This is a genomic window from Fibrobacter sp. UWB10 (assembly GCF_900182935.1).
GTDB lineage: Bacteria > Fibrobacterota > Fibrobacteria > Fibrobacterales > Fibrobacteraceae > Fibrobacter > Fibrobacter succinogenes_O.
The window spans coordinates 79,157-101,646 of record NZ_FXUE01000004.1 but is presented as its reverse complement, the minus strand read 5'-3'; the positions used below and the strand labels follow the sequence as shown (position 1 = coordinate 101,646).

The window sequence follows — 22,490 nt, the reverse complement described above, 5'->3', positions numbered from 1 at the left end:
TGTAATTTTTCCGGTACAAATCACCCCATGAAATATATTTTTGGGATAGAGGGCTAAAGAGTGTTTTGGGCCCAAAAAGGAGTAAGTATGGGAAAGCAGTTCTCAACGCTGTTATCAACAGCACTTGTTGCTGCATTGTGCGGCACAGCATCTGCATATACATTGAACGGTACCGTCACCGGTAAAGACGGCAAGGCTATCCAGGGCGCGGACGTAAAGCTCCTCAAGAGAAACAAGTCCACCACCACTGATGAACAAGGCAAGTTCACCTTCCAGGAAGAAACAATCGGTCTTACACAGGCTCGTAGCGCCGGCGGTTTCAGCGTCACTAACGGCGTTTTGAACTTTACTCAGAATGGTAGCACCCCGGTTCAGGTCAAGATTTTTGATATGGTCGGCAACCAGGTCTTTGCTCAGACCTTCCAGGGTTCCGGCTCTGTGGATCTGAATTCCGTTATCGAAGCTCAGGGCACCTACCTCGCCCGCGTCAAGCTCGGTTCTGCACAAGAAACGATTCGCTTTAACGCTTCCGGTAGCTTCTCTGGTTCTGCAATGCAGAAGCACCAGGCTCTCGCAAGACTTTCCAACGAACAGGACACCTTGAGAGTCACTTTCGAAGGCTATGACACCCTCAAGACATACCTCCCGAACCTTGACACAACCGTAAGCATCAAGCTTAATGAAGTCTCTTCTGAACCGACATTCAAGTTCGGTTACGCAATGAAGAACACCCCGACCCCGAGTAAGGGCTGCGGCACGACTTCCAAGCTGCAAAAGACCAAGAGTGTCGAAAACGGCGACCGTTTCGAAATGAGAGTCGGCAGCGACAACCGCGAATACTTCATCACGCTACCGAAGAACTACGACAACAAGAAACCTTACAAGTTGCTCTTCGCCATGCACTGCATGGGCTCTAACGCCGAAGACTTCGTTCACCACTATGCGGACCAGGACCATCCGAGTCCGTACTACGGCCAGCAAAAACTCGACACCGAAGGCAACTACATCTTCGTTTCTCCGCGTGGCGATACCGACGGTATGCCGTGGAGCGTATCTAGCGACAAGGACCACGTGTTCATTAACCAGTTGCTTACGACTCTCGAAGAAAACTACTGCATTGACACCAGCCGCGTGTTCATGACGGGCTTCAGCTTCGGTGCCATGGTCACGAACTCCATGGCCCAGGACATGCAAGACCGCCTGCGCGCAGTCGCTGTCTATGCAACCGCCGACTACAACATCTACTTGCCGAAGAACAAGGGCTTGCCTATCGCCTGGATGGCTGTGCACGGCAAGAACGACGGCACCTGCCAATACAACCGCGCTCGTGACAGTGCACTCAAGCGCATCCTCAAGAACAACGGTAAGGCCGACGCAGATGGCAACTTCACCGACGCCAGCGCAGAAAAGCCGAAGGAAGTCGGTGGCAGCGGACACCTCTGCTATGACTTCACAACCGTCGACGAACGCTTCCCGGTCAAGTTCTGCAGCTGGAACGGTCAGCACCAGTGGACAGCCTACGACAACGGCAACTGGCAGAACACCTGGGTTCCTGAAGAAGTTCACAAGTTCTTCGAACAGTTCTAAAATTTCCTACACACACTCCAACCTCAAGGGTTCGCCATCAAAGGCGAACCCTTTTGTTATAAGACCGCTCGGCTCTATTGCATATCCAAGAATGTGATATCGCCTCGCTCTCGCAATCACGACCCGTTAACACCGGGTCGCTTTTTGCTCACAGAGACCGCTCAGTTCCATCGCAATAAAAAATGCTCGCATAAAGCGAGCACAAAATGAATCAAAGAAAAACTTAGAGAGTCGAGCTAGGCCAGGTCCTAATCTCTATCTTGATACAGAAACAAGTTTCTGACAAGATAGGATTACGACATCCTTCAACGAACAATGGGCTACGCCCATTTCCCGCACTAAAGTGCGGAGTTTCAGTAGCGCTCACCCCCGTAGCGTACTAAGTCGTACGTGAGGGGGCGAACAACGCCGCATAGCGAAGACTATATAAGTTTTTCGACTTTAGTGCAGAGAGCTTCGGCTTCTTCAGCAGTCGGAGCCTCGGCAATAACACGGATAACCGGTTCCGTATTGCTGGCGCGCACATGCACCCAAGACTTTTCCTTGCCAAGCCACAGGCCATCGCGTTCATCCATGGTCCAGCCTGCAAATTCAGCCTTGACCTTGGGCAAGATATCAGCCACCTTTTTGTCGCCGAGTTCAAACTTTTTCTTGGGCATGGCGTAAGACGGATTTTCAGCCACGAACTTTTCCGGACCGCCGTTATGGTGAGCCATCCAGCTGAGCACGAGAGCAGCAGCCACGAGGCTATCGCGACCGTAGTGGAGGGCCGGGAGAATCACGCCGCCGTTGCCTTCGCCACCGATAACGCAGCCCTTTTCAATCATCTGCAAGCTTACGTTAATTTCGCCGACCTTAGCGCGGCTGAATTCACAGCCATACTTTTCGGCAACGTCTTCGTTCATGCGACTTGTAGACAAATTAACACAAACGCCACCTTTCTTCTGGCTAAGAACTTCTTCGGTCGCAATGGCAAGCGTGTATTCTTCGCCAATGCTCTGACCAAGGCCATCGACAAGAGCGCAACGGTCCGCATCCGGATCCACCGCAAAGCCCACAGCGCAACCGTTATCCTTTACAGCCTTGCGCAGGTCGCCCAAATTTTCGGGAATCGGTTCGGCACCACGCGGGAACGTGCCATCGGGTTCGCAGTGCACGCGCACCACTTCGCAACCGAGCTGTTCCAACAGGCGCGGCACAATGTAGCTGCCAGCGCCATTCACGGCATCGACTGCCACCTTGAAATGCTTGGCCTTAATAGCTTCCACATCAACAAACGGAATCTTCAAAGTGCCATCGACATGCACGCCGTCGGCATCCTTCATGAATTCATACTTGCCCATGCCGCGGTAATCCGGATACTTAAAGTCATCGGCATCGGCAAGTTCAAAAAGTTGCTTCACGTCGGCAGGACCAAGGAACAATCCCTTGTTGTTCAGGAACTTGAGGGCGTTCCATTCCAGCGGATTGTGGCTTGCGGTAATGATAATGCCAGCGTCGGCCTTCAGTTCGGTCGTAAGGATTTCAACGGAAGGGGTCGTCGAAAGGCCGACCTCTACAACGTCTACGCCCGACAGACGACAGATGCCCGCGACAAACTGACTGATAGCGTCGCCCGTCGGGCGGCTATCGCGGCCGATTACCACACGCTTGGCCTTGGTAATCTGCAAAAAGGCGCTTACATGGCTCTTTAAAACTTGGGGGGTAAGGGTATCGCCCACAATTCCGCGGATACCCGAAATAGAACGCATTAATTTAGACATAAATTCTCCAATTTTATCAAAAAGATACAAAAATATTATGTATTATTAAAGGTTGAAGAAGGCACAAAACAATGAATCCTTTGTTCAATTTGGAGAGTATTTACATTACAAATATCATCGGCATCGTTCTGATGGCCGTCATGATAGCATGTAATCTTTGGCGTCTGCAAAACAGAAATCACGCCAACACAAACCTGCTCGCCATGATGTTTTTTGCCCTGACAAGTTGCATCGCAGACCCGATTTCCTATACCACAAAAGGCCTCTCGGGAACTATCGCAACCGCGTCCGTTTATATAACAAGTACTTGGCTTTTCGTCGCAAACATGTTCGCCGTGTTCAGTTGGAACCGATTCCTTGCCTATTACCTGAACGGAAGAATATCGAAAAGAGCAAACCTGTTTCTGAACACGACTGTATCCATCGGTCTAATCCTGCTCATCATTAATTTCTTCTACCCCGTTGTATTTTCTATTGATGAAAACAACCTGTACACCCGTAAAAGCCTGTATTTCTTTTTCTTGATCGCCGACTACCTTCTTGTCATTTACAGTCTTATCACTTACTATAGGAGCAAGAAGAAAGGGGGGAACCTGAAATTCTTCCCTATCTGGGTATTCATCGTTCCCATCCTCATTGGCGGAATCATCCAAACCGTATTCTACGGCATATCGGTCATTCCTACAAGCATTACGATTTCAATTGCCGGAATTTTAGCGAGCCTGCAAAACGAAATGATTTACCGCGATGTGCTCACCGGCCTTTTCAACCGCACCTATCTAGATTACAAACTCAAAAAATTCGCAAAGCGCCCCAAACAAAATATTACGGGCCTTATGCTCGACCTTAATGATTTCAAACGCATCAACGACGAATTCGGACATTTTGTGGGCGACGAAGCTCTTGTTGCCACCACGCAAATCTTGCAAAAAGCCGTAGGCAGTCTCGGCATTGTCATCCGTTATGCAGGCGACGAGTTTATTATTCTCATCAATACTCAAGACGACTCTGTCACCCAGGCCTGCATCGACAAGATTCAGCAGTCCTTCTCGCAATTCAACAACAAGAACGACAAGGCATACAACCTTTCGGCCGCAATCGGTTGTTACAAACTGAACTTAAAAGAAGAAAGTGTCGACACCTTTATCAACACCATTGACTCCCGCATGTACGAAAATAAGAAGGCTTTCTATGCGTCTCACAGAGTTATGGATCGTCGTAAGCACTAAATCACTACATCGTATTACATAAAATCGGCAATTTATATAAAAACTACCGATTTGCGAAAAAAGTGATTATATTAATAGTAGGGGATCAACATGGAACCGACTTTTGAACTTACAGCGGTTTACGCAACGAATATTTTTGGGATAGTGTTACTTGCCGTTTTAATAGCGGGCAACGCATGGCGCTTTCGTGAAAGAGGGTCCGAAAACGCCTATCTTCAGCTATTGCTTTTTTTCACGTTCTGCACCTGCGTTCTTGATCCTATTGCCTACACGGCCGATGGCCGCCCCGGAACAATCGCCCGTATCTTCGTGTACGGCAGCAACGAACTTCTATACCTCACCAACATGTTCAGCGGTGTTTTCTGGCTACTGTTCCTTGCCGAGCACCTGAACTACCGTTTTTCAACCGCCCACCGCAACGTTCTCGGTTTTTCCATTGTCCTAGGACTGGTTCTTGTCATTCTCAACAATTTCGTTCCGATTATTTTTGACATTTCCGCAAACAACGTCTATACCCGCAGATACTTCTGGATTTACACCATTATAGATTACGGCCTCTTACTGGACAGCCTTATCATCTATCTCATCTGCAAACACAGAGGCGGGCCGCTCAAATCGTTCCCTGTTTGGATTTTCTTTTTCCCGATTATCGCAGGGACAGTCGCCCAATCGCTCTTTTACGGAATCTCCGCTATTTCTTCGTGCACCGCAATTGCAATCGCGGGCGTATTCTCATCTATTCACGGAGAACGCGTCTATAGAGACAAACTCACCAACGTTTACAATTATGCTTACCTAGCAATCTTGAGCCGGGAATACAAGAAAAAGAAAAAAGACCTTCATGTCACAGGAATTCTCGTAAACGTCAACAGCTTTAAAAAGATCAACCAAAATTACGGCAGAGTCATCGGAAACAGGGTCCTTACCAAGGTCACCAAAGTTCTAAATCGCGCCGTGGGCGAACTCGGAATTATCGTCCGTTATTCAAGCGATGAATTCATCGCTTTCATCAACACCACGAACGAAATAGCCGTCAGCATGTGCATTACGCGTATCAAGGCCGGCCTGAACGAAGTCAACACATTCAGCAATTCGTACAAGCTTACCACCTGCATTTGCAGCCAAAGTTACGATACTTCTAAGACCATGGACGATTTCATTGACGAAATCATGAGATCCATGCAAGAAGAAAAAACCAGTTACTACACGCAACTGCAGTACAATCACCGCGACATTAACGAATAATTCCAGGCTACTTTAAAGCAGCCTTAATATCGTCAATGGAGCCTGCAATCTTCTGCTTGTTATTCCAAATACGCATGAAGGTTTTGCCGTAATGTTCGACAACCACACGGTTGTCCAGAATCAGCACCTTACCGCTATCTTCTTCGGAACGAATCAGACGACCAAGGCCTTGGCGTAATTCCATGAAGGCTTCGGGAACAAAGTAATCCTTGAACGAATTTTTGCCCTCGGCTTTCATCTTATTGGTAATGCCTGCGACCAGCGGATCCACCGGATTCGGGAACGGGAGTTTCGGAATCACCAAAAGTTTTAATGCATCGCCCGGGAAGTCAACGCCTTCCCACAGGCTCTGGCAACCAAGCAAGCATGCGCCGCGGGACTTGCGGAACATAGCCACAAGGCCGTCCAAAGCACCATCTACATGCTGGCACAAAAGCAGTTTACCCTTTTCAGCAAACAACGGAGCGAGGGCTGCCTGAGCCTTCATCATCGCAGAAATACTGGTAAAGAGAACCATCGTATTTTCTTCGACTTCAGGCAAAACAGCGCAAAGCGTTTCATTTACGGCGTCGTTGTATTCCTGAGTTGAGGGTTTGGGCAAATACTTCGCCACAATCACCGAGCGATTTTCATCTTTCTTGCCCGATTCATTATACACGCGCAAGAACGGAGACTTCTTTCCGCCCGGAGCATCCATACCCATTTTTTGCACGAAATAGGTCAAGTCGCCCTGAACCGAAAGCGTTGCCGAGGTAAACGTAGCGGACTTAATCCACGGATAGAATTTTTCTTTCCACGGAGCGCTTGCTTCAAGCGGACTTGCATGCAACTTGATGGTATGCGGGTTGAAAGGTTCTTCCATATAGAAGGCCCAATCTTCACGGCCAGCCTTGGTAATGAATTCAAAGTCCTGCAAGAAACGGGAAAGTTCTGTCATGCGACCGTTCACATCGCTCAACAAGCCCGAAAGAGCCTGCTGCGCACGTACTGCAGCGGCAAGGGTATCCGCAAGCTTGATTGCGTTCAAGCCCTGGTCCATAAAGGCAGAGGGATCCGCATCGTATTCGGCCATAATTCCCGAAGAATACGTAAAGCCGTTGCGGTTATTCTTCTGCTTTGCAAGCTTCTTGCCAATCTTCATGAAGAAACGATGCAAAGCCTTTTCCGTTTCAGAAAGCGATTCAGAAAGGTTCACGCAAAGATTGTGAATTTCAGTTTCTTCGACAGGGATACGCTTTTCAATTTCGGCAAGCAAGCCGTCGCGGTTTTCGTTTTCGTGACCCCTAGACGGAACAAGCGTCTTGATAATATTTCTGAGAGCAAAGAACGAAATGGTTCGGCCAAATGCCTGACGGCTTACCTGCGGGAGTCTATGCGCTTCATCGAACACGATATGTTCATAAAGCGGAAGCAGTGCAAAATCCACCGCCATATCGGCAAGGAACAGCGAATGGTTCACCAGCACCAAATTGGAATTCATGGCGCGGCGCTTGGCTGCGAGAGCCGGGCACTTGCTGTAATGCGGGCACTTTTCACCAAGGCACGACTTTGCAGAGCTTGCAAGCTTAGACCAAAGCACACGATTGCGGCCCTGGCTAAAGGAATTGCATTCGTTCACATCGCCCGTTGTAGTTTCAAATACCCACGGCACAATCGCCATAAAGGAATCGCGTTCGTCGCTCAGCAACAGGCTTTGCGGAGCTTTCAATATTTCTTCGAACTTGCGAAGGCACAGGTAATTTTCACGGCCCTTGAGTACGGCCGCTTTCAATTTGCCATCAAACAGACTCGCAACCGTCGGAATATCTTTACTCCAAAGCTGTTCTTGCAGTGCCCGGGTCGCGGTGCTTATCACCACGCGCTCGCCCGACACTGCCTTGCAGGCGGCAGACACCAGGTAAGCAAGCGACTTGCCCGAACCCGTCGGCGCTTCGAGCACGCAAAGGCCACCCTTGTGCATGTTGCGTTCCACCACCGAGGCGTAATCTTGCTGATTCGAACGAATCTGGAAATTTTCAACCTTCGTCGAAAGGAGGCCGCCTTCTTTAAAGAATTCACTCACACGCGGAGCGCGTTCCTTTGCCGGCGCATCTTCCAGCGGGACATCCGGCAGCTTGTACTGCGGAAGATCCGAAGCGCCTTCGGTTTCATTCCATACCAGCGACCAGTACGAACCCCTGGCAACCTTCGAAAGTGCATTCACAAGCCACGGGTCCATACTTGCAATCTTGTCAAGCGCCATCACGAAAAGGTGCCCGCATGCTTCCGCATCCGGGAGCGCACGGTGAGCGCGGCTACGTTCAATGCCCAATTCCTGTACCAAAGTATCCAAGCGATGATTCGGCACATTCTGGTAGGCAATGCGCGAAACCGTCAGCGAATCCCACACCGGATGGTCATCGAACGAAATGCCGACCTTTGCAAAAGTCTGCTTCAAGAACTTGGAATCAAACATCGCATTGTGTGCGACAATCGGCAAATCTCCAATGAAAGCATAAATCTTTTGAGCGACAGCAGCAAATGGTTCTGCGGCTTCAATATCTGCATTGCTGATACCTGTCAAGCTTTCGATAAACGGACGAAGCGTTGCATTCGTAGGCTTTACCAAGTAATCGACCGATTCGCCCTGCACACCGTTTTCAAAGCGCACCAGCGCCACTTCGATGATTTCGTCCTTTTCAAAATCAAGGCCAGTCGTTTCAAGGTCAATCGCAACGAAAGATTTCATTTCCATTTGATTCCTCATTCAAACTTTCATCAAATTCTATTCTACAATCCAGGCACCACGCCAGCCAAGCTATCCAGCACATTCTCGCCATTCTTGACTTTAAGCGTATCGTTAATAGCCCGCCACTGAGAACCGTAACGGAACGGGTCTACCGAGCCACCATCCGGCAACTTCTTGCCTTCTTCGGGCACATAGTAATCCATCAGGTATGCGCCTTCTACCAGGCCGTCAAAACTGAAGCTTCCATCGGGTTTGCAATTTTCAAAGTAATAGTTCTTGGTTTCAGCCGAAAGCAAACGCACCATGGTCTTGGGAGTTGCTCCCGGAATTTTACCACGCAGTTTAGCAAGTTTCAGTTTGCTGACCGTTTCAAACTTTTGCATCTTCTGGTACTTAAGTTCTACAACTGTATCGCGCTTACCATTGCTATCGGCGGCAGCGAGCGTTGTATCCATGTAACCCATCAAGAAATTCACAGCAATGTCGGTACCCCACGGCTCAGGATTTTCAACCGCAAAGCGCACTGGGTCAATTTGCTTTACTTGAACCTGAGTCGTATCCTTGTTAATTGCAATGTAGAACGTCTGCTGCAAAGAATCGAGTTTCGGCTTGTTAAAGTACACCACCAGCGAATCATCCGGGAAAAGCGCCTTGGCCTTGGAATTCGACTTCACGCCAGCCACCTTGGGCGGGAGCGTATCGCCTTCCATTTTGTTCCATTCCCATTCCACTTCGTTACGCAACGTATCAAGCGTGCGAAACATGGAATCCTTCGCGGCAGAGCAAATGAACTTGTACAGCACTTCTTTCTTGGGCGCCGGATCAAAATAGAACTGCGGTTTGTTGGTACTTGCACTCAAGTACACCAGTTTCGGATAAAGTTTCTTCTTTTCAGGCGATTCCAAGTAGCAATTCGATGTATCGGTAAACGCAGAATCAAAGTACACGCTACGCGTAAAAGTCGCTTCGAGCACATTAGCAAACGGTTGCGACACCGAAGAAAGTTCCAACTTGGTTGTGTCCATATCGGCAATGGCAAGCCACAACGTATCCTTCGTTTCGGCGGTCAATTCTAGGTCACCCGTCCAAATGCCCACTTGTTCTGTCGAAAGTTCAATTTTCTGGTTACCATTGCCGTCCATAAAAGCGACCACGCGGTAATGGCCCGCCTTAAGACCTGTCAGCGTAAAATGGCCCGCACTGTCGGCACGCGTCACATACAGTGGCGGTTCCTTCAACAGCATCGGATCTTTGCTCAGTTCTTTGGTTGTCGTGTCGCGGTACTTATCCAGATAGTGTTTGGAATTACGTTCTTCGCCCATCAAGAAAAGTCCGATACTCGGGTATTCCTTTTTGCGGGCCATCGCTTGGTCCACAAGCACACGACCCGAAAGAGTCAGCGAATCGATAATTGCTCCCGTCGAGAACACCACATGGAACGGTTTCGCCAAAGCGTTGCCATGCAAGTCCTTGATTCCGCCTGCAAATGTCACCGTATAAGTCGTACCGGTATCTAAAACCGCCCGCGACGATAGCACCAGGCTCTTGCCGCTTACTTCAAAGCGCAACTTTTTATCGATCGGCGGAGAAATAGAAACAGCGCTGCGCGGAATCGATGCGTTAATCCATTCATCGAATTCGAGCTTAATCATAAGCTCGTTCGGATGATTCGTCGTATTCGGAGCCGGGTAAACGCCCGCCACGCGCGGCGGAAGCTTATCTTCGGGGCCACCCGTAGGCGCCACCTGCGTTGCACACGACAAGAGCCCTGCCGCACACAAAGCCGCCAAGGCGGCACCGTATTTTTTTAACAACGAATGCATTAGTCAATCAGCTGGATAATCTTGCCGAGACGGCCCCAGCGAATACGGAACGGCAAGCGCCACCAAGTAAACGGATTCTTCAAGGCAAAAGCTTCATCATCATTTTCGAACGAGAAGTAAATCACGAAGGCCTTGGCGCGAATATTTCTGAGCGACACAAAGCCCCAGTAACGGCTATCGGCAGAATTATCGCGGTTGTCGCCCATCATAAAGAACTGCGGCGTCTTAACCACATAGGTATCAATCGGCTTGCCACCTACGAGCAACTTGCGACGAATTTCATACTTCGATTTTGCAGGAGCATCAAGCGTATCGCCGGCAACACCTTCCACCGTCTTGGCACCATCTTGCGGAGCATCCACATCAACAAGTTCTACAGTGCCAGCATTATCTTCTTCGGCCTGGTTCAACAAAGCCACGTTGCCTTCGAGGTCACGCAACAGAGAGCCTTCAAAAGCCATATAGCTCACCGGGCGCGTAAATCCACCCTGAACCTTCGGGTCGATCATGGGCAAATAGGCCATGCGAGAAAGTTCCTTGAAGTATGCAAACGACATCACGCCCGAAAGGGTGTCACCCTGAGTCAAACGCTGCTGAATCAGCGTACGGTTTCTAGCAAAGAATTCATTCAGCGCAAGGCCACGGTCATTTTCAACCGGGAGTTTAAAGTTTTCAAAATCGTAGTTATTGATTTCGACAGAATCCTTCCACAGAGAAATATCAAGTTCCACCGTTTCATCCGGATTTTCTTGCGCCACCAAGGAACGCAGCCACCACAATTTTTCAAGCGGCATCGAATCAATGGTAAACGTATCACCCACAGACGGGACCACAAACGCATCGCGTTCATCACGCGGAGAATAAGTACGCGCCATCGCCGTATACTTGCCACGACCGGGCAATGTATCTTGCAGCACACCATTCACGAAAAGGCGACCCTTATGGACAGCCACCGTATCGCCACTCACCGCGACACAACGCTTAATGTAGTCCTTCGGACCATCAGCGTAATGAATCAAGTGCGGCTGACCAGCCTGCGGCTCATGGTCCCAATAAAGGTTTCCGAACATGAGCGCATTAAACAAGTGCGTGTAACGCTGCGGGTTGCCATCAGGATATTCCGGCTCGCCCGGGTAACGGAAAATCACCACATCACCCTTGGCAGGGTAAGCGTAGCCAGGGAACTTCTGGTTGCTAAACGGAATCGGCGAACCATAAGTAAACTTAAGGCCTAGCAAAAAGTCACCCGTATGCAAAGTATCTTCCATCGATCCACTCGGAATCTGGAAAGCCTGAATCACATACTGAATCACAATTAAAGCAAGAGCCACCGGAACAATGATTTCCCGGAGCAGGCCCTTCGCAAACTTTTTCCACGAAATCGGCTGTTTATCTTTTTCCATAAAATTCAACGTTAAAGACAAGAAATTCAGCAGTAATTTAGAAAATTACTGCGTCATTCGCTATTCTTAACACAGCGAACCGGCGCCAACGTGTATTTATACACATCGGTTTGGAATTTTGCCGTTCCGGAAACACCCGTTCTTTTCGCCATTTTTATCTTGTCAAACCGATTGTAACTTTCAGAAGCCGTCCACATCATTTCTTCAGTGGCACTGAGGATTTCCGCAACAGACTCCACGCCTGTTTCGGAATTACGATGCATGCTCACATACTTGCGATTTTCAAAATGGATGCCGACCATATCATCATCATCAAAGCACTGGCTATAACCTGTAAAGCCTTTCGAAATCTCGTAGAAAAGCTTGTCGACTTCTTCAACCTTGGGAACATGCCAGCCATCCATACAGACGCCTTGGACAACCGTATTTTCGTTAATAATATTCTCGATTGAAGTCGTATCGTATTTCTTGTCAAGTCCCAGTGCAACCGACCAGGAATAATAAGCCACTTCGCCACTGGCCAATTCCGAGACAGTATTTAAGGAGTGGTCTACATACACGGGCTTTCCTTCCGGCACATACGAGAGCGGTTCTGCCATCCAGGTAACGCCGCCAATCGTAATCGCCGCATATTCCTTGCCGTCACGTTTATCAGTCACATGGAACGTATCAGCAGGTGCCCAATGGTCCCCTAGGCAAACACTTCTGGTGGCACCGTTACTTTCGACAATTCCCTTGTTGGCTTCGTTACATTCGCTCATGTACTCCGAAACCTTCTGCATCACCCATTCATACTTTTTCTTGGAACTATTCAAGGTGCACTTATAATGCGCGCCATCCTTTGTCTGAACATTCTTGTCTACAATTTTTGCGTTACAGTGCGAGCCCGCCAGCGAATCTACTTCCTGGTAGCGGTACCAATCGTAATTGATTCTACCCACCACATTGGTATCACAAACAAACTTTACACCATAGTGAACCGTGTCTTTTCCCTGAAGGCTGCCCTTGCATTCACCGAATAGCGTCCTATAATCGGTAGTGACAATCTCACGCGAGCTGATAACTCCATTTGTACATGAATACCGGTCATCGCCATAGAATATGACATAGTTATGCGCCCTTGTACAAATTTCAAATTTTTTCTCGACAATTTTCAATTCGCGCTTTTCCCAACTGCCAGCATCACAGATACAGGCGGAATCGCCAAAGACTTCTACACGGTCATTTTCTCTCGCACATGTACCATATTCGGCCTCGCAGACACCGAGCTTTCGGTTGCTCCATACGCCATCGTTACAAGTGTAAGAAGTATCATCTTCGGCAATCATGTACAGCGTATCCAATTTGCAAACACCAAATCTCGATTCAAATTTATTCAGCTTTCTGAATTCGAACACATTATCGCTCAAGGCGCAAATGTACTCGACATCTTTCAAAGTGTAAATCTTGCCATAATTATCCGGCTTGCAGCCAATCGAATCCTTTTGACCGTCAAAGAGCCAATGCTCCACAAGTTGCCAGTCTTTATTACGGCTGCTGCACCAGTATTCGTTATTTCCTACATTATAGGTGGTATCCCACCTCGAAGAATTGCAGAGTGGCAGATAGGACTCGTTTTTGGTCGCGACTTGCCATTCGTTATGGTAGGTGCAATAATAGAAGAAATCGGCATAAACAACACGTTCCTGAATGCGGTCATCGGTGCAAAAACCATGTTCCTCATTCACGTTCCCCTTATTCGATTGCCAATAATATTTCTCCTCGTACACAAGTTCCTTTATCGAACAGAAATAATCGACAGAATCAATCGTCACGACCTGTCCATGGAACTTGCGCGAGCATCCACCATAAAGGTCATACGGCCCCGCAAATTCCCAGCGGCCCGTATTTTTGCATATATAGGTCCTATTCGATTCACTCTTGGTTGCCGTTCCAAAAATATCGGAATAGCATTCGCCAAGTTCCGATGCGGGGTATTCGAGTTCCACCCAGCCTGTCCTGGAGCAGGCATAGCGAACACCGTTAAAGACGACGTTCTTATGGCGGATTTCATCGACGCAGGGCTTGTCGATGTCTTCGAGGGCGGCAACATGCCACATGCCATCGGTACATGCGTACAAGATGTCTTTCTTCTTATTGGTATAGACATACTTTTCGCCATCGTTACAGACAGAGTATTCCTTTGCGTATTCCCACTCGAAATTCTTGCAAGTATAGGCGGAATCTTTTTCAATCACAAAGACCGTGCGACCTTTATAGGCGTCCGTGCACTTGGGCAGTTCCTTATTTTTCTCGACAATAGTCTTCTCCTTGACACAGCGAACGCTGACAAATCGCCCATCGTTTTCAAAAGCCCTAACGTCCCCTTTCTTTGAAATTGCCACGATGCTATCGCCTTGAACCGCATAGAACGCCGTATCATTGGCTCCCGAGCATGCCATCGGCTTGTCTTTTTGCGTCTTGCAGCTTCCGGCATATTGAGCATTGTAGCCACCCTCGGATTCTACCAGAAGCTTAAAGTCTTCTACATTGGGCAACTCAAATCCGTCAGGGCAAACGTCTTTTTCTGCATAGGTATAGAGCCTGCCGTACTTGACGCACAGGGAATCCGCATAATCGTAGCAAGTACTCATCGGGCGTGTTGTCTTGTAATCCAGATTCTCATTCACCCAGACCGTAATTCCCGAAACCAGAAGGTCGTAAGACTTTCTGGTTCGCGTGTCGACAACAGTGCCTTCCGGCTCAAATTCGCTCAAATCGATCGAGTCTGCGTCGACAACCGAGCCTTCCTTAATATCGACAATCGGTTCGACGCTGCTAGAAGAGCCCTTCTTGCCGCTACTGCTGCTTTCGGCAACAACGTCGCCTTCGTTAGGTTCCTGCGAAGAACTCGAGTCATCGCCGCAAGCGTAAAATACGGCAACCAGCGCCATGCACAAAAAGGCGGCGGACTTTTTCATCAGACAATCAGAAAACGTCTTCATTATTTACCCTCCCCTTTAGAACCATTCACGCGATACGCGCTCTTGTCCTTGTATCCGCTCCACGCGCCCATGTGACAAATAACCTGCTTCTTCCCGTCCTTCTTTATTTCATCGGCATTGTTATCGTTGCAAAGGCCATATTTCTTTTCTGAATCGATTACAGGGCGCCAGCCATCATCATCGCAGCCTACCGCACCGAATTCCTTCGATTCCGCAAGTTCGCCATAATTCGCCGTCGTACACTTTTTCAAATCATCGTAGTAATTGTGCCAGTAGCCATTACCGCCGCAGTAAGCCTTTATAGTCCAGAAACCCGAATCGTGTATGTATTCTTCGCCCTCATTGGACTTGTCGCACTTGGGGAACTCCGTAGTGACAACGCCATACTTAGTGGAATCGTTACTATACTGCCTGCATATAGAAACCTTCTCGTAATTTCCAGAAATAATCCGCGTATTGTTTTGCTCGCTGCAAAGGTGCATACTGTCACGAGGAATACTGGTATTTATTCCCCCATGATGTATCCAGTCCCCATATTGAGTACATCTATAATGCTTATCGCGATAGATGGTAACCATCCCGACCTCCGTCGAATCGCATTCACCAAAAATATCATTGGGTCCGAACTTTTTCCAACCGGTCGTATCGCACAGGTATTCTGTTTTGTAGTTATCTACATCATAGCTACCGTTTTCGAACATGAAAAGTTTTTGTGGAATGCAGACGCCGAACTGTTTTTCGATATCGGAATATTCCTTCCAGCCGTTTCCGCGGCAAACGTAGAGCACGTTCTTGAAATCGATTGTGTCGTTCATGAATTTAGAAGAGCTGTCTTTGCAAGCGCCCTTATAGGTTTCAATGGATGCATCATCCCATTTAACGCCATTGCAGTAATACAGCCTAATCTTGCTCCCCGTGTACAAGGTGTCGAACATACCTTCTTTACGGCTATTGCAAATTCCCAGTGAATCTTCGAGATCCGTGAACTCGCGCCATCTGGAACCGTTGCAAGCATACTTTTCTCCGTTGAACACGAGGATTTTCCCGTTGTTCTTGGAGTTGCATTCTTCAGGGGAATAGCTTATGTCCGCAAGTTGCCAAAGGCCGTCCTCGCAAACCATCATCGTATTGTCAAAGACAAGCGTCTTATTCTTTTCAGTGCAGGTTTCAGTAAAATCCGGAAACCAAGACTTTTCGTCTGCATAGCAGCGGTAATTTTCCCTTTCGTCGAACACGTAAATCCGTTCCGGCGGATTTTTCAAGGACGGGTCGCAAGCGGGCAGATCCTTGAGCGACTTCACGAAAGTCGGGTATGTCACGCAGCGAACATTGTAGAAGCCGTTTTCGCTGGCGGCACCCATTTTGGCCACCAAGTCACCCTTCTTGATCGAATAGACTTTTCCATCCGAGGTCATGTAGTTTGCCGTGGTATCGATACCGGAACAGGCAAGCGAATCCCCGAGCTGCAGACAATAGCCGCCATACGCAAGATTCAGGAGCTTGTCTATTTCGCGATGCTTGGAGCGGTAGGCATCCAAAATCGTCCAGTCCTTCGAAGAGGCCAAATTCTGTCCGTCCGGGCATACGGCATGGGCAGGCTTCACACTCGCCGAAAACAGGCGACCGTAATCATCGCAGTTGCCATTCTGTCCGTCATAACACACGCTCTCTATATCAGCAGATTCCGCCGAAACCTTCTGGAGCGACCACACGACATTTCCCGTGCGGAGGTAGTAGCTATAGGTTCCCCGATACGAATCGCGTATGGTATCAATCGAAAAATCCTCGGTCTCCATGAGGGTCGACTTAATGACATCCTTCTCGTCATTCGGATTGACCTTGACTCCGGACTCCGAATTTCCGCCGCGACCTTCTTCGCCGCTAGGCTCTTGCCCCTCTTCTTCAGGAGCATCGGGCTGTTCTGAAGACTCTTCCTTAACAGGATCCTTGGAACTGCCATCCGAACCGCAGCCCGCAAGCCAAAAGCATGCAGATACGGCAAAGTACATCGCTTTTGCCACGATTATTTTCTTCATGATACCCTCCTTCCACATGAATTGTCTTTCGACAATTCGTTTTTAGAAAGCAATGCCTACAGCGTTCTAATCTTCTTGACGAGTGAGCGGCTCACCACCAGCTGTGTTGCAGCCTTGTCGCGCAACACCATCACCATACGGCCAGCATCGCCCTTGCGGCATTCAGCAATGTAGTCAATAGCCACAATGTGAGAACGATGCACGCGAGTAAAGTGTTTCGGGTCGAGTTTCTTTTCGAGTTCCACCAGCGGCGTATCAATCACGTACTGGCCGTTCACGGTATAGACCGTCGTGTACTTTTCTTCGCTATGGAATCGAATCACTTCGTCAATATTCACAAAAACGATGCGGTCGCCCACCTTGACCTGCAAACGCTGCAAGTAAAGGCCACTCATGTCCACAAGGTTGCGCAGCTTTTCCCAGTTCAAGTCAGAGGGAATCGTCGTGTCGTCCACCTGTGGAATTGCCTTACGCAATTTTTCAATAGAGGCGGCCAAACGTTCAGGCGCCACCGGCTTCAAAAGGTAATCCACCGTATTTTCTTCGAACGCCTTAAGCGCAAAATTATCGTACGCAGTCGTGAAAATCACCAGCGGGACATCGTCACCCTGCAGGGAATGCAACACTTCGAAAGCATCCATGTCGGGCATCTGGATATCCAAAAAGACCACGTCAGGAATCATCTCGTGAATCATCTTGACAGCCTGTGCTCCCGAACCGGCTTCACCCAAAATTTCAATTTCAGAAGAATAGGGTTCCAAAAGCGAAATCATACGCTTGCGGGCAAGCGGTTCGTCATCAATCACTAACGCGGTACACTGCATATTACTCCTTAGGCTATTTTCCCTTCTTTACTGTATCCGCAACAGCGGAATCCTTTGCCGTATCTTTTGCAATAGTCTTTGGCTTGACTTTGAAAATGCGAATCAGTTCAGCGGTCATACCATCTTTGTCTTCGTACACGGTACCGGCCGCCGTCATATACTGCAAATTGCCAAACTTGGCTCGCTTAAAATTCCAATGGCCTTTATCGCCCTCAAGAGTCACCTTGATGGTGCTATCCGTTACGGCATACGTTCCCTTCAGGGAATCCGTTTCCATCGTATCTTTCAACACCAGTTGAATCGCTTCGACGGAATTGTCTTCGCCAAGAGTCATGCGCACCATGCGACTCGTGCAGTCATCGCACGGCAATCTTCCGGAATAAAGCCCCGGCACATCCTTCGGGATTTCAATCGCAGGCAAATCCGGCAACGGTGCGGATTTTTCTTCTTCACAAGCCATCAAGGCAAAGACAGCAAGCAATGGCAAAGCCATTCTTGCAACAGGGAGAACCATGGATTTAAACCTCTTCATGGTTCACAATGTAGTAATTTAAGTTTGAAACAGGCTTTTAAAGCAACTAAAATCCGGCTGAATAAACGACCCTAAAGCCAAGCGTCTGACTTCGATGCTTGGGGTTTTTCTTGTCACGTTCAGCAGAAGCTAGAGCAGTCGCCTTATCGGACCATCCGCCGCCGCGAATTCCCTTGTACGAACCCTCAGCAGGGCCTGTATAGTTCGTTTGCGAAACCGTCGGATACGAGCCGTACCAATCGTTCACCCATTCAGCAACATTGCCCGCCATATCATAAAGGTCAAGGTCATTCGGGATAAAGCCGGCAACCGCCACAGGGCCTTTATTTTGTGCATAATATGCATATTTCGAGGCCACATCGGTATCCCAGTAGTAAGTCGTCAAGGTCCCCGCACGGGCCGCAATTTCCCATTCCATTTCTGTCGGGAGTCGCACCGTTTCCGCCGCGTAGTTTACAGACAAATTCTCTAATTCACCGCCATCATTGATCGATTCATAAACATAAGCCGTATCATACCCCACTTTTTTTGCAAGCGCATTGCAAAAAAGGGCTGCATCGTACCAGCTTACATTGAAAACCGGATAGTCATCACCCAGCTCATCGTCTTTAGAAATAGAGCCCATGATTTTGCGGTAAAGACCTTGCGTCACCTCGGTCTTGCCGACAGAAAATGCACTAATCTTATAGTCTACAGTACCGCGAGTAAAGGAAACCGCCGGCACCCTTACCATCTCTAAATAGTCCGAAAGCTCTGCCAACTCTGAAGATTCTGCCGAAGAGCTAGAACCCGCGTTACCGCTAGAACTTTTCCCGTTACCAGAATCGTCATCACCATGGTATACCGGCACCAACTCCGTAGATTCCCCATCCGCTGTGCAAGCGGCTAGGAATGCGACCGTCATGCCGACCAATAATGTGGCGATTCTTCGTGTCATTTTACCACTCCTATGCGGTAGAGTTTCTGCTTGGTCTTGCCGCTTTCAAATTTCACCTTGAGTCGAGCAGTATAAACGTCAGAACCAAGGTCCTTCAGATCAAGGTTTTCAAACTGGTTGCGGCCCTGCTTTGCATCGCTCATTTTTGCCTTGAACACGCAAAGTCCGGTAATATCATAGAGTTCAAGCGTTGCATTCTTTGCTGCCGCACCGATTTCAAAGCGAGCCTTCGCCTTGCCGCCGCGAACCGGATTCGGGAACATGAAGAATTCAGAAATTTCATCCTTCGCAGAGACCTTCTTTACATCGGCAAGCTTAGAAGCATCAAAGTAACCCGTACGTTCGTTACCGCCAGCCGGAAGCGTCCACGCGGCATCCGATTCTGTGGCATCGCTAGAGGCCTTGCGCAGGCGGAAAGCCGTCAGGTTATTGCGATGCAGCGCATAAAGTTCCGGGCCCGCAGATTTCTTATCAGACACAGCGTTTGCCACAAAGATGCTCATCGGCTGAACAACCTTTGTAGAATCCATGTCTTCATAGCTGCCAGCGGCAATCGGGAATCCGTCCGTCACCTGCTTGCCCTTGCCAGTAAACGCATACACCAAGCCATCGCTACTCGGCACCAGAATTTCAGGCATGTCGTCGCCCGTCACATCTACAAGAATCGGGTCGCTAAAGAATCCATAAACAGGCGCACCGCGGCTAATTTTTACCGGGAATCCAGCAATCGGGAGTCCCGAGCGATCCAGCGCATACACCAGATTGTCGCCAAGGAACACAATTTCAGGATAGCCGTCGCCGTTGATGTCACCAACAGCAATACCAGAGGTTTCATGCTTCAAACCACTCGTACCTGCAGAGCCGCGCTTGTAGTTTTTGGTCCATTTCAAGTCCGTCTTTTCATTTGCAGCAGTCGAAACCGCAACCGTTCCGCGACTACCAACCGCAATCACTTCTTCTTTGCCGTCACGATTCAAATCGGTACAAGCAAGGCGATATTTCTCATCACCCCGGCCATTCAATTTCACTTCGACACCATGCAAATATGCAGAGCCTTCCGAAGCCACATAATAAGCAAAGGCAGGCTTACCATCTTCGGTGCCACAATACGCCATGTCGGTAATACCAGTGTGGTTGCCGGCGCCTTCGTTGCCGAGAGCAGTCACCTTGCCCTCTTTTGCATTATAGACAAAGGAGCCTTTTACCGTTGTATAGTAAATGTTGCCGTCAACAATAACGGGCCCTGTCAAAGCAGAATCAATCGTAATTGCTTCTTGCGTCGGGAGTCCACCTACAAAGCTCGTTTTCACGAATTTACTCGTATGCAGGCTGTAAACATCCTTGCCATCGCTTGCCATGCCCACCAGCGGGCCATAGCTTGCGCCCACGCGGTACAGCGGAACTTCACGTTCGGCATTGTCGCGGCTCAATGTCTTTTGCACAATTGCGGTATCTGCCGGGAACAAGGTATCGCCCATCGCATTGAACACTTGAAGAGTACCATCCATTGCTCCAGCAACAATGAGTTTTTCACCATCGCTTTCAGGATTGTCAACAAACACAGCGCCACGCACAGCAGAGGCAAGGCCAATGTTACGCGGGAATTCGGCGCCATCGATGCTTCCGTCATCAATGCTAATGGTCACGCTAATCTTTTGCGCGCCAAAGTTCACCACGCTATCGCCCATGAACGAATTAGAGGTCTTTTCCGTACGGGCACCCTTCGGCACATTCACCGCAATTTTGATTCCGGTATAGCCGCCCTGGGTCGTCATGGTGTTTGCATAACCGGTAGAACCAATCGTCTTGACCGTATCAAACTTCTGCTTGGAATCCTTGTTCGGCTTACGCAAGTGCGGCAACAAGTCCGTACCCGATCCGTAGTCATAAGTATCTTCGCCAAGGGCATTCTTGAACGTCTTGCCAATGCTCAAAATGCCATCGGCTTCGACCATCGCAATACCGAACTGGTGGTCGCGCAAAGTGTCGCCACCCCAGAAGTTTGCAATGCCGTATTCCAAGGTTTCACGCAAGTACCAATCATTTACGCGCCACACCACAATACCGCTTGCCGGGAGGCCCGCATCGTAGCTGTCAATATCAACGATAACACCCTTCGCCTTTTTATTATTGGCCTTGCACTTTTTCGCACAATCCACGCTATCTTCAAAAACCAAATGCAAGCTATCTACAGGCACGGTCTTGATTGTCGTATCGGTACTTTCGCCTGCAGCGCTCAGCGACACGCTGACTTCACCCTCTTTATTCCAACTGCGTTGACGGTTTTCAATCAGCAGGTATTCGCTTGCAGAAAGCGGAACCTTCACAATCTCGGTTCCCTTGCCGGTGCCCGCAGCCGAAATTTCGACCGTCACGGGCTTGCCTGCCACCGGACGCACTTCTTTTACCGGAGTCCAGCCCATGTAGGCACGTTCCCACGCCGCCGGCAGCGAAGGCAAGAATCCATTGCCCGCATTATAGCCCGCAAAGTCCATCACATCGTAATAACCCAAGCGGCTAATGCCCTTCACCACATCGTATGTATTCGGGAGCCCCAGTTCACGCGCGATCTGGTTCACAATAATTCCATTCACGCCCCAATTCAGGCCGTCTTGCGACGCGGTTTCGCTCGTGACCATAATCGATTTCAGCGTATCGATGGCAGCATCCTTCAACAGCAGGGCTTCGGCCACCAGCGAATCCTCTTTGCCATTCGCCTTCTTGCCCTCCTTACGGAGCGCCACATTCTTAATCGAATCCGGCAAGTACTGCCAGGCAGACTTATCGATGTACACATCCATAAAGTCGCCCGGCGTATCGGCGCCGCGCGTCCCCATGCTACCGCCATCAACCAAGCGGCTTGCGCCCGCATGAATAATCATGTAGGCACGTTTTGTATTCGGGTTCTTCGAAAGCGGTTCCTTGAACGGAGAATCGCCCGATTCATGTGCCGCCATCACGGCGTCATAAATAAACTGCAAGTAGTCACGGCTGCGGGCATCGTCGAATTCCGCCGTCTTTTCGCCCTTCATCTTGCTTGTGCGGTTATAATCGATAATCTGCTTTTTCAGCTTGTAGGCACTCGATTCCTTCGGATAAAAGTGCGCATCGATGACCACATTACCGTTACTCGCCTTGTTAAAGTAGGCATTGGCAAATTCAAAATGCTTTCTCCAGTAAGGCACACTGTTACGCACACCCACAGGGTCTAAACTATAAGCATCTTTTTTCGTCTTGTCAGAATCAAAAAGCCCCGTTCCTGTCGTCAGGCTGTTATCTGTTTTTTCTTCGGCAAATTCCACACGAATGGCAAACACCTGCAGCGTATCTGCCGCAAACGTCGTCGCTAAAGAGAATAGCCCAAAAACCAATGCAAAAATCTTAGCATTCAACTTCATA

At 49.0% G+C, this 22,490-nt stretch carries 13 protein-coding genes; 3 read left to right on the top strand and 10 right to left on the bottom strand.

All coding sequences use genetic code 11. The annotated features are described in order from the left end of the window. Positions 1–87 precede the first annotated feature (87 nt). A complete protein-coding gene (locus tag QOL41_RS10735) occupies positions 88–1,587 on the top strand; it encodes a T9SS type A sorting domain-containing protein (protein WP_283429755.1) in 1,500 nt (499 codons plus the stop codon). Between the two features lie 422 nt (positions 1,588–2,009). Here QOL41_RS10735 and glmM read toward each other — a convergent pair whose 3' ends face one another. Next, positions 2,010–3,350, bottom strand: a complete 1,341-nt coding sequence (glmM, locus tag QOL41_RS10730; protein ID WP_283429754.1) for a phosphoglucosamine mutase — start codon at positions 3,348–3,350, stop codon at positions 2,010–2,012. A gap of 71 nt (positions 3,351–3,421) precedes the next feature. On the opposite strand from glmM, the gene QOL41_RS10725 reads away from it, so the two are divergent. Together QOL41_RS10725 and QOL41_RS10720 are read left to right on the top strand one after the other, a co-directional pair. Next, complete coding sequence (locus QOL41_RS10725) at positions 3,422–4,579, top strand: GGDEF domain-containing protein (RefSeq protein ID WP_283429753.1); 1,158 nt, start codon at positions 3,422–3,424, stop codon at positions 4,577–4,579. A gap of 222 nt (positions 4,580–4,801) precedes the next feature. Next, entirely contained in the window at positions 4,802–5,824 is a 1,023-nt protein-coding gene (locus QOL41_RS10720; RefSeq protein ID WP_173653637.1) for a diguanylate cyclase domain-containing protein, read from the top strand. A gap of 7 nt (positions 5,825–5,831) precedes the next feature. On the opposite strand, the gene QOL41_RS10715 is transcribed toward QOL41_RS10720, so the two are convergent. From QOL41_RS10715 to QOL41_RS10675, 9 genes are read right to left on the bottom strand one after another with little or no spacing between them, the layout of a single operon-like run. Then, positions 5,832–8,558 carry a helicase C-terminal domain-containing protein gene (locus QOL41_RS10715; protein ID WP_283429752.1) on the bottom strand — a complete coding sequence of 909 codons (2,727 nt, stop codon included), beginning with the start codon at positions 8,556–8,558 and terminating at the stop codon, positions 5,832–5,834. A 35-nt stretch (positions 8,559–8,593) separates the two neighbouring features. Beyond that, positions 8,594–10,375 carry an Ig-like domain-containing domain gene (locus tag QOL41_RS10710; RefSeq protein WP_283429751.1) on the bottom strand — a complete coding sequence of 594 codons (1,782 nt, stop codon included), beginning with the start codon at positions 10,373–10,375 and terminating at the stop codon, positions 8,594–8,596. After that, the gene (lepB, locus tag QOL41_RS10705; protein WP_283429750.1) at positions 10,375–11,778 is read right to left on the bottom strand and encodes a signal peptidase I; all 1,404 of its coding nucleotides are present in this window, start codon (positions 11,776–11,778) and stop codon (positions 10,375–10,377) included. Before lepB ends, QOL41_RS10710 begins: the two co-directional genes overlap by 1 nt. A gap of 53 nt (positions 11,779–11,831) precedes the next feature. After that, on the bottom strand, positions 11,832–14,762 hold the full coding sequence (locus QOL41_RS10700; RefSeq protein WP_283429749.1) for an FISUMP domain-containing protein: 2,931 nt from the start codon (positions 14,760–14,762) through the stop codon (positions 11,832–11,834). Next, the gene (locus QOL41_RS10695; protein WP_283429748.1) at positions 14,762–16,798 is read right to left on the bottom strand and encodes a fibrobacter succinogenes major paralogous domain-containing protein; all 2,037 of its coding nucleotides are present in this window, start codon (positions 16,796–16,798) and stop codon (positions 14,762–14,764) included. Before QOL41_RS10695 ends, QOL41_RS10700 begins: the two co-directional genes overlap by 1 nt. Positions 16,799–16,854: 56 nt before the next feature. Then, entirely contained in the window at positions 16,855–17,622 is a 768-nt protein-coding gene (locus tag QOL41_RS10690; protein ID WP_283429747.1) for a LytR/AlgR family response regulator transcription factor, read from the bottom strand. 13 nt (positions 17,623–17,635) lie between these two features. Beyond that, complete coding sequence (locus QOL41_RS10685; protein WP_283429746.1) at positions 17,636–18,154, bottom strand: copper resistance protein NlpE N-terminal domain-containing protein; 519 nt, start codon at positions 18,152–18,154, stop codon at positions 17,636–17,638. Between the two features lie 46 nt (positions 18,155–18,200). Further along, entirely contained in the window at positions 18,201–19,091 is an 891-nt protein-coding gene (locus QOL41_RS10680) for a formylglycine-generating enzyme family protein (RefSeq protein ID WP_283429745.1), read from the bottom strand. Beyond that, the gene (locus tag QOL41_RS10675; RefSeq protein WP_283429744.1) at positions 19,088–22,489 is read right to left on the bottom strand and encodes an FG-GAP-like repeat-containing protein; all 3,402 of its coding nucleotides are present in this window, start codon (positions 22,487–22,489) and stop codon (positions 19,088–19,090) included. Before QOL41_RS10675 ends, QOL41_RS10680 begins: the two co-directional genes overlap by 4 nt. Between the last annotated feature and the right edge of the window lies 1 nt (position 22,490).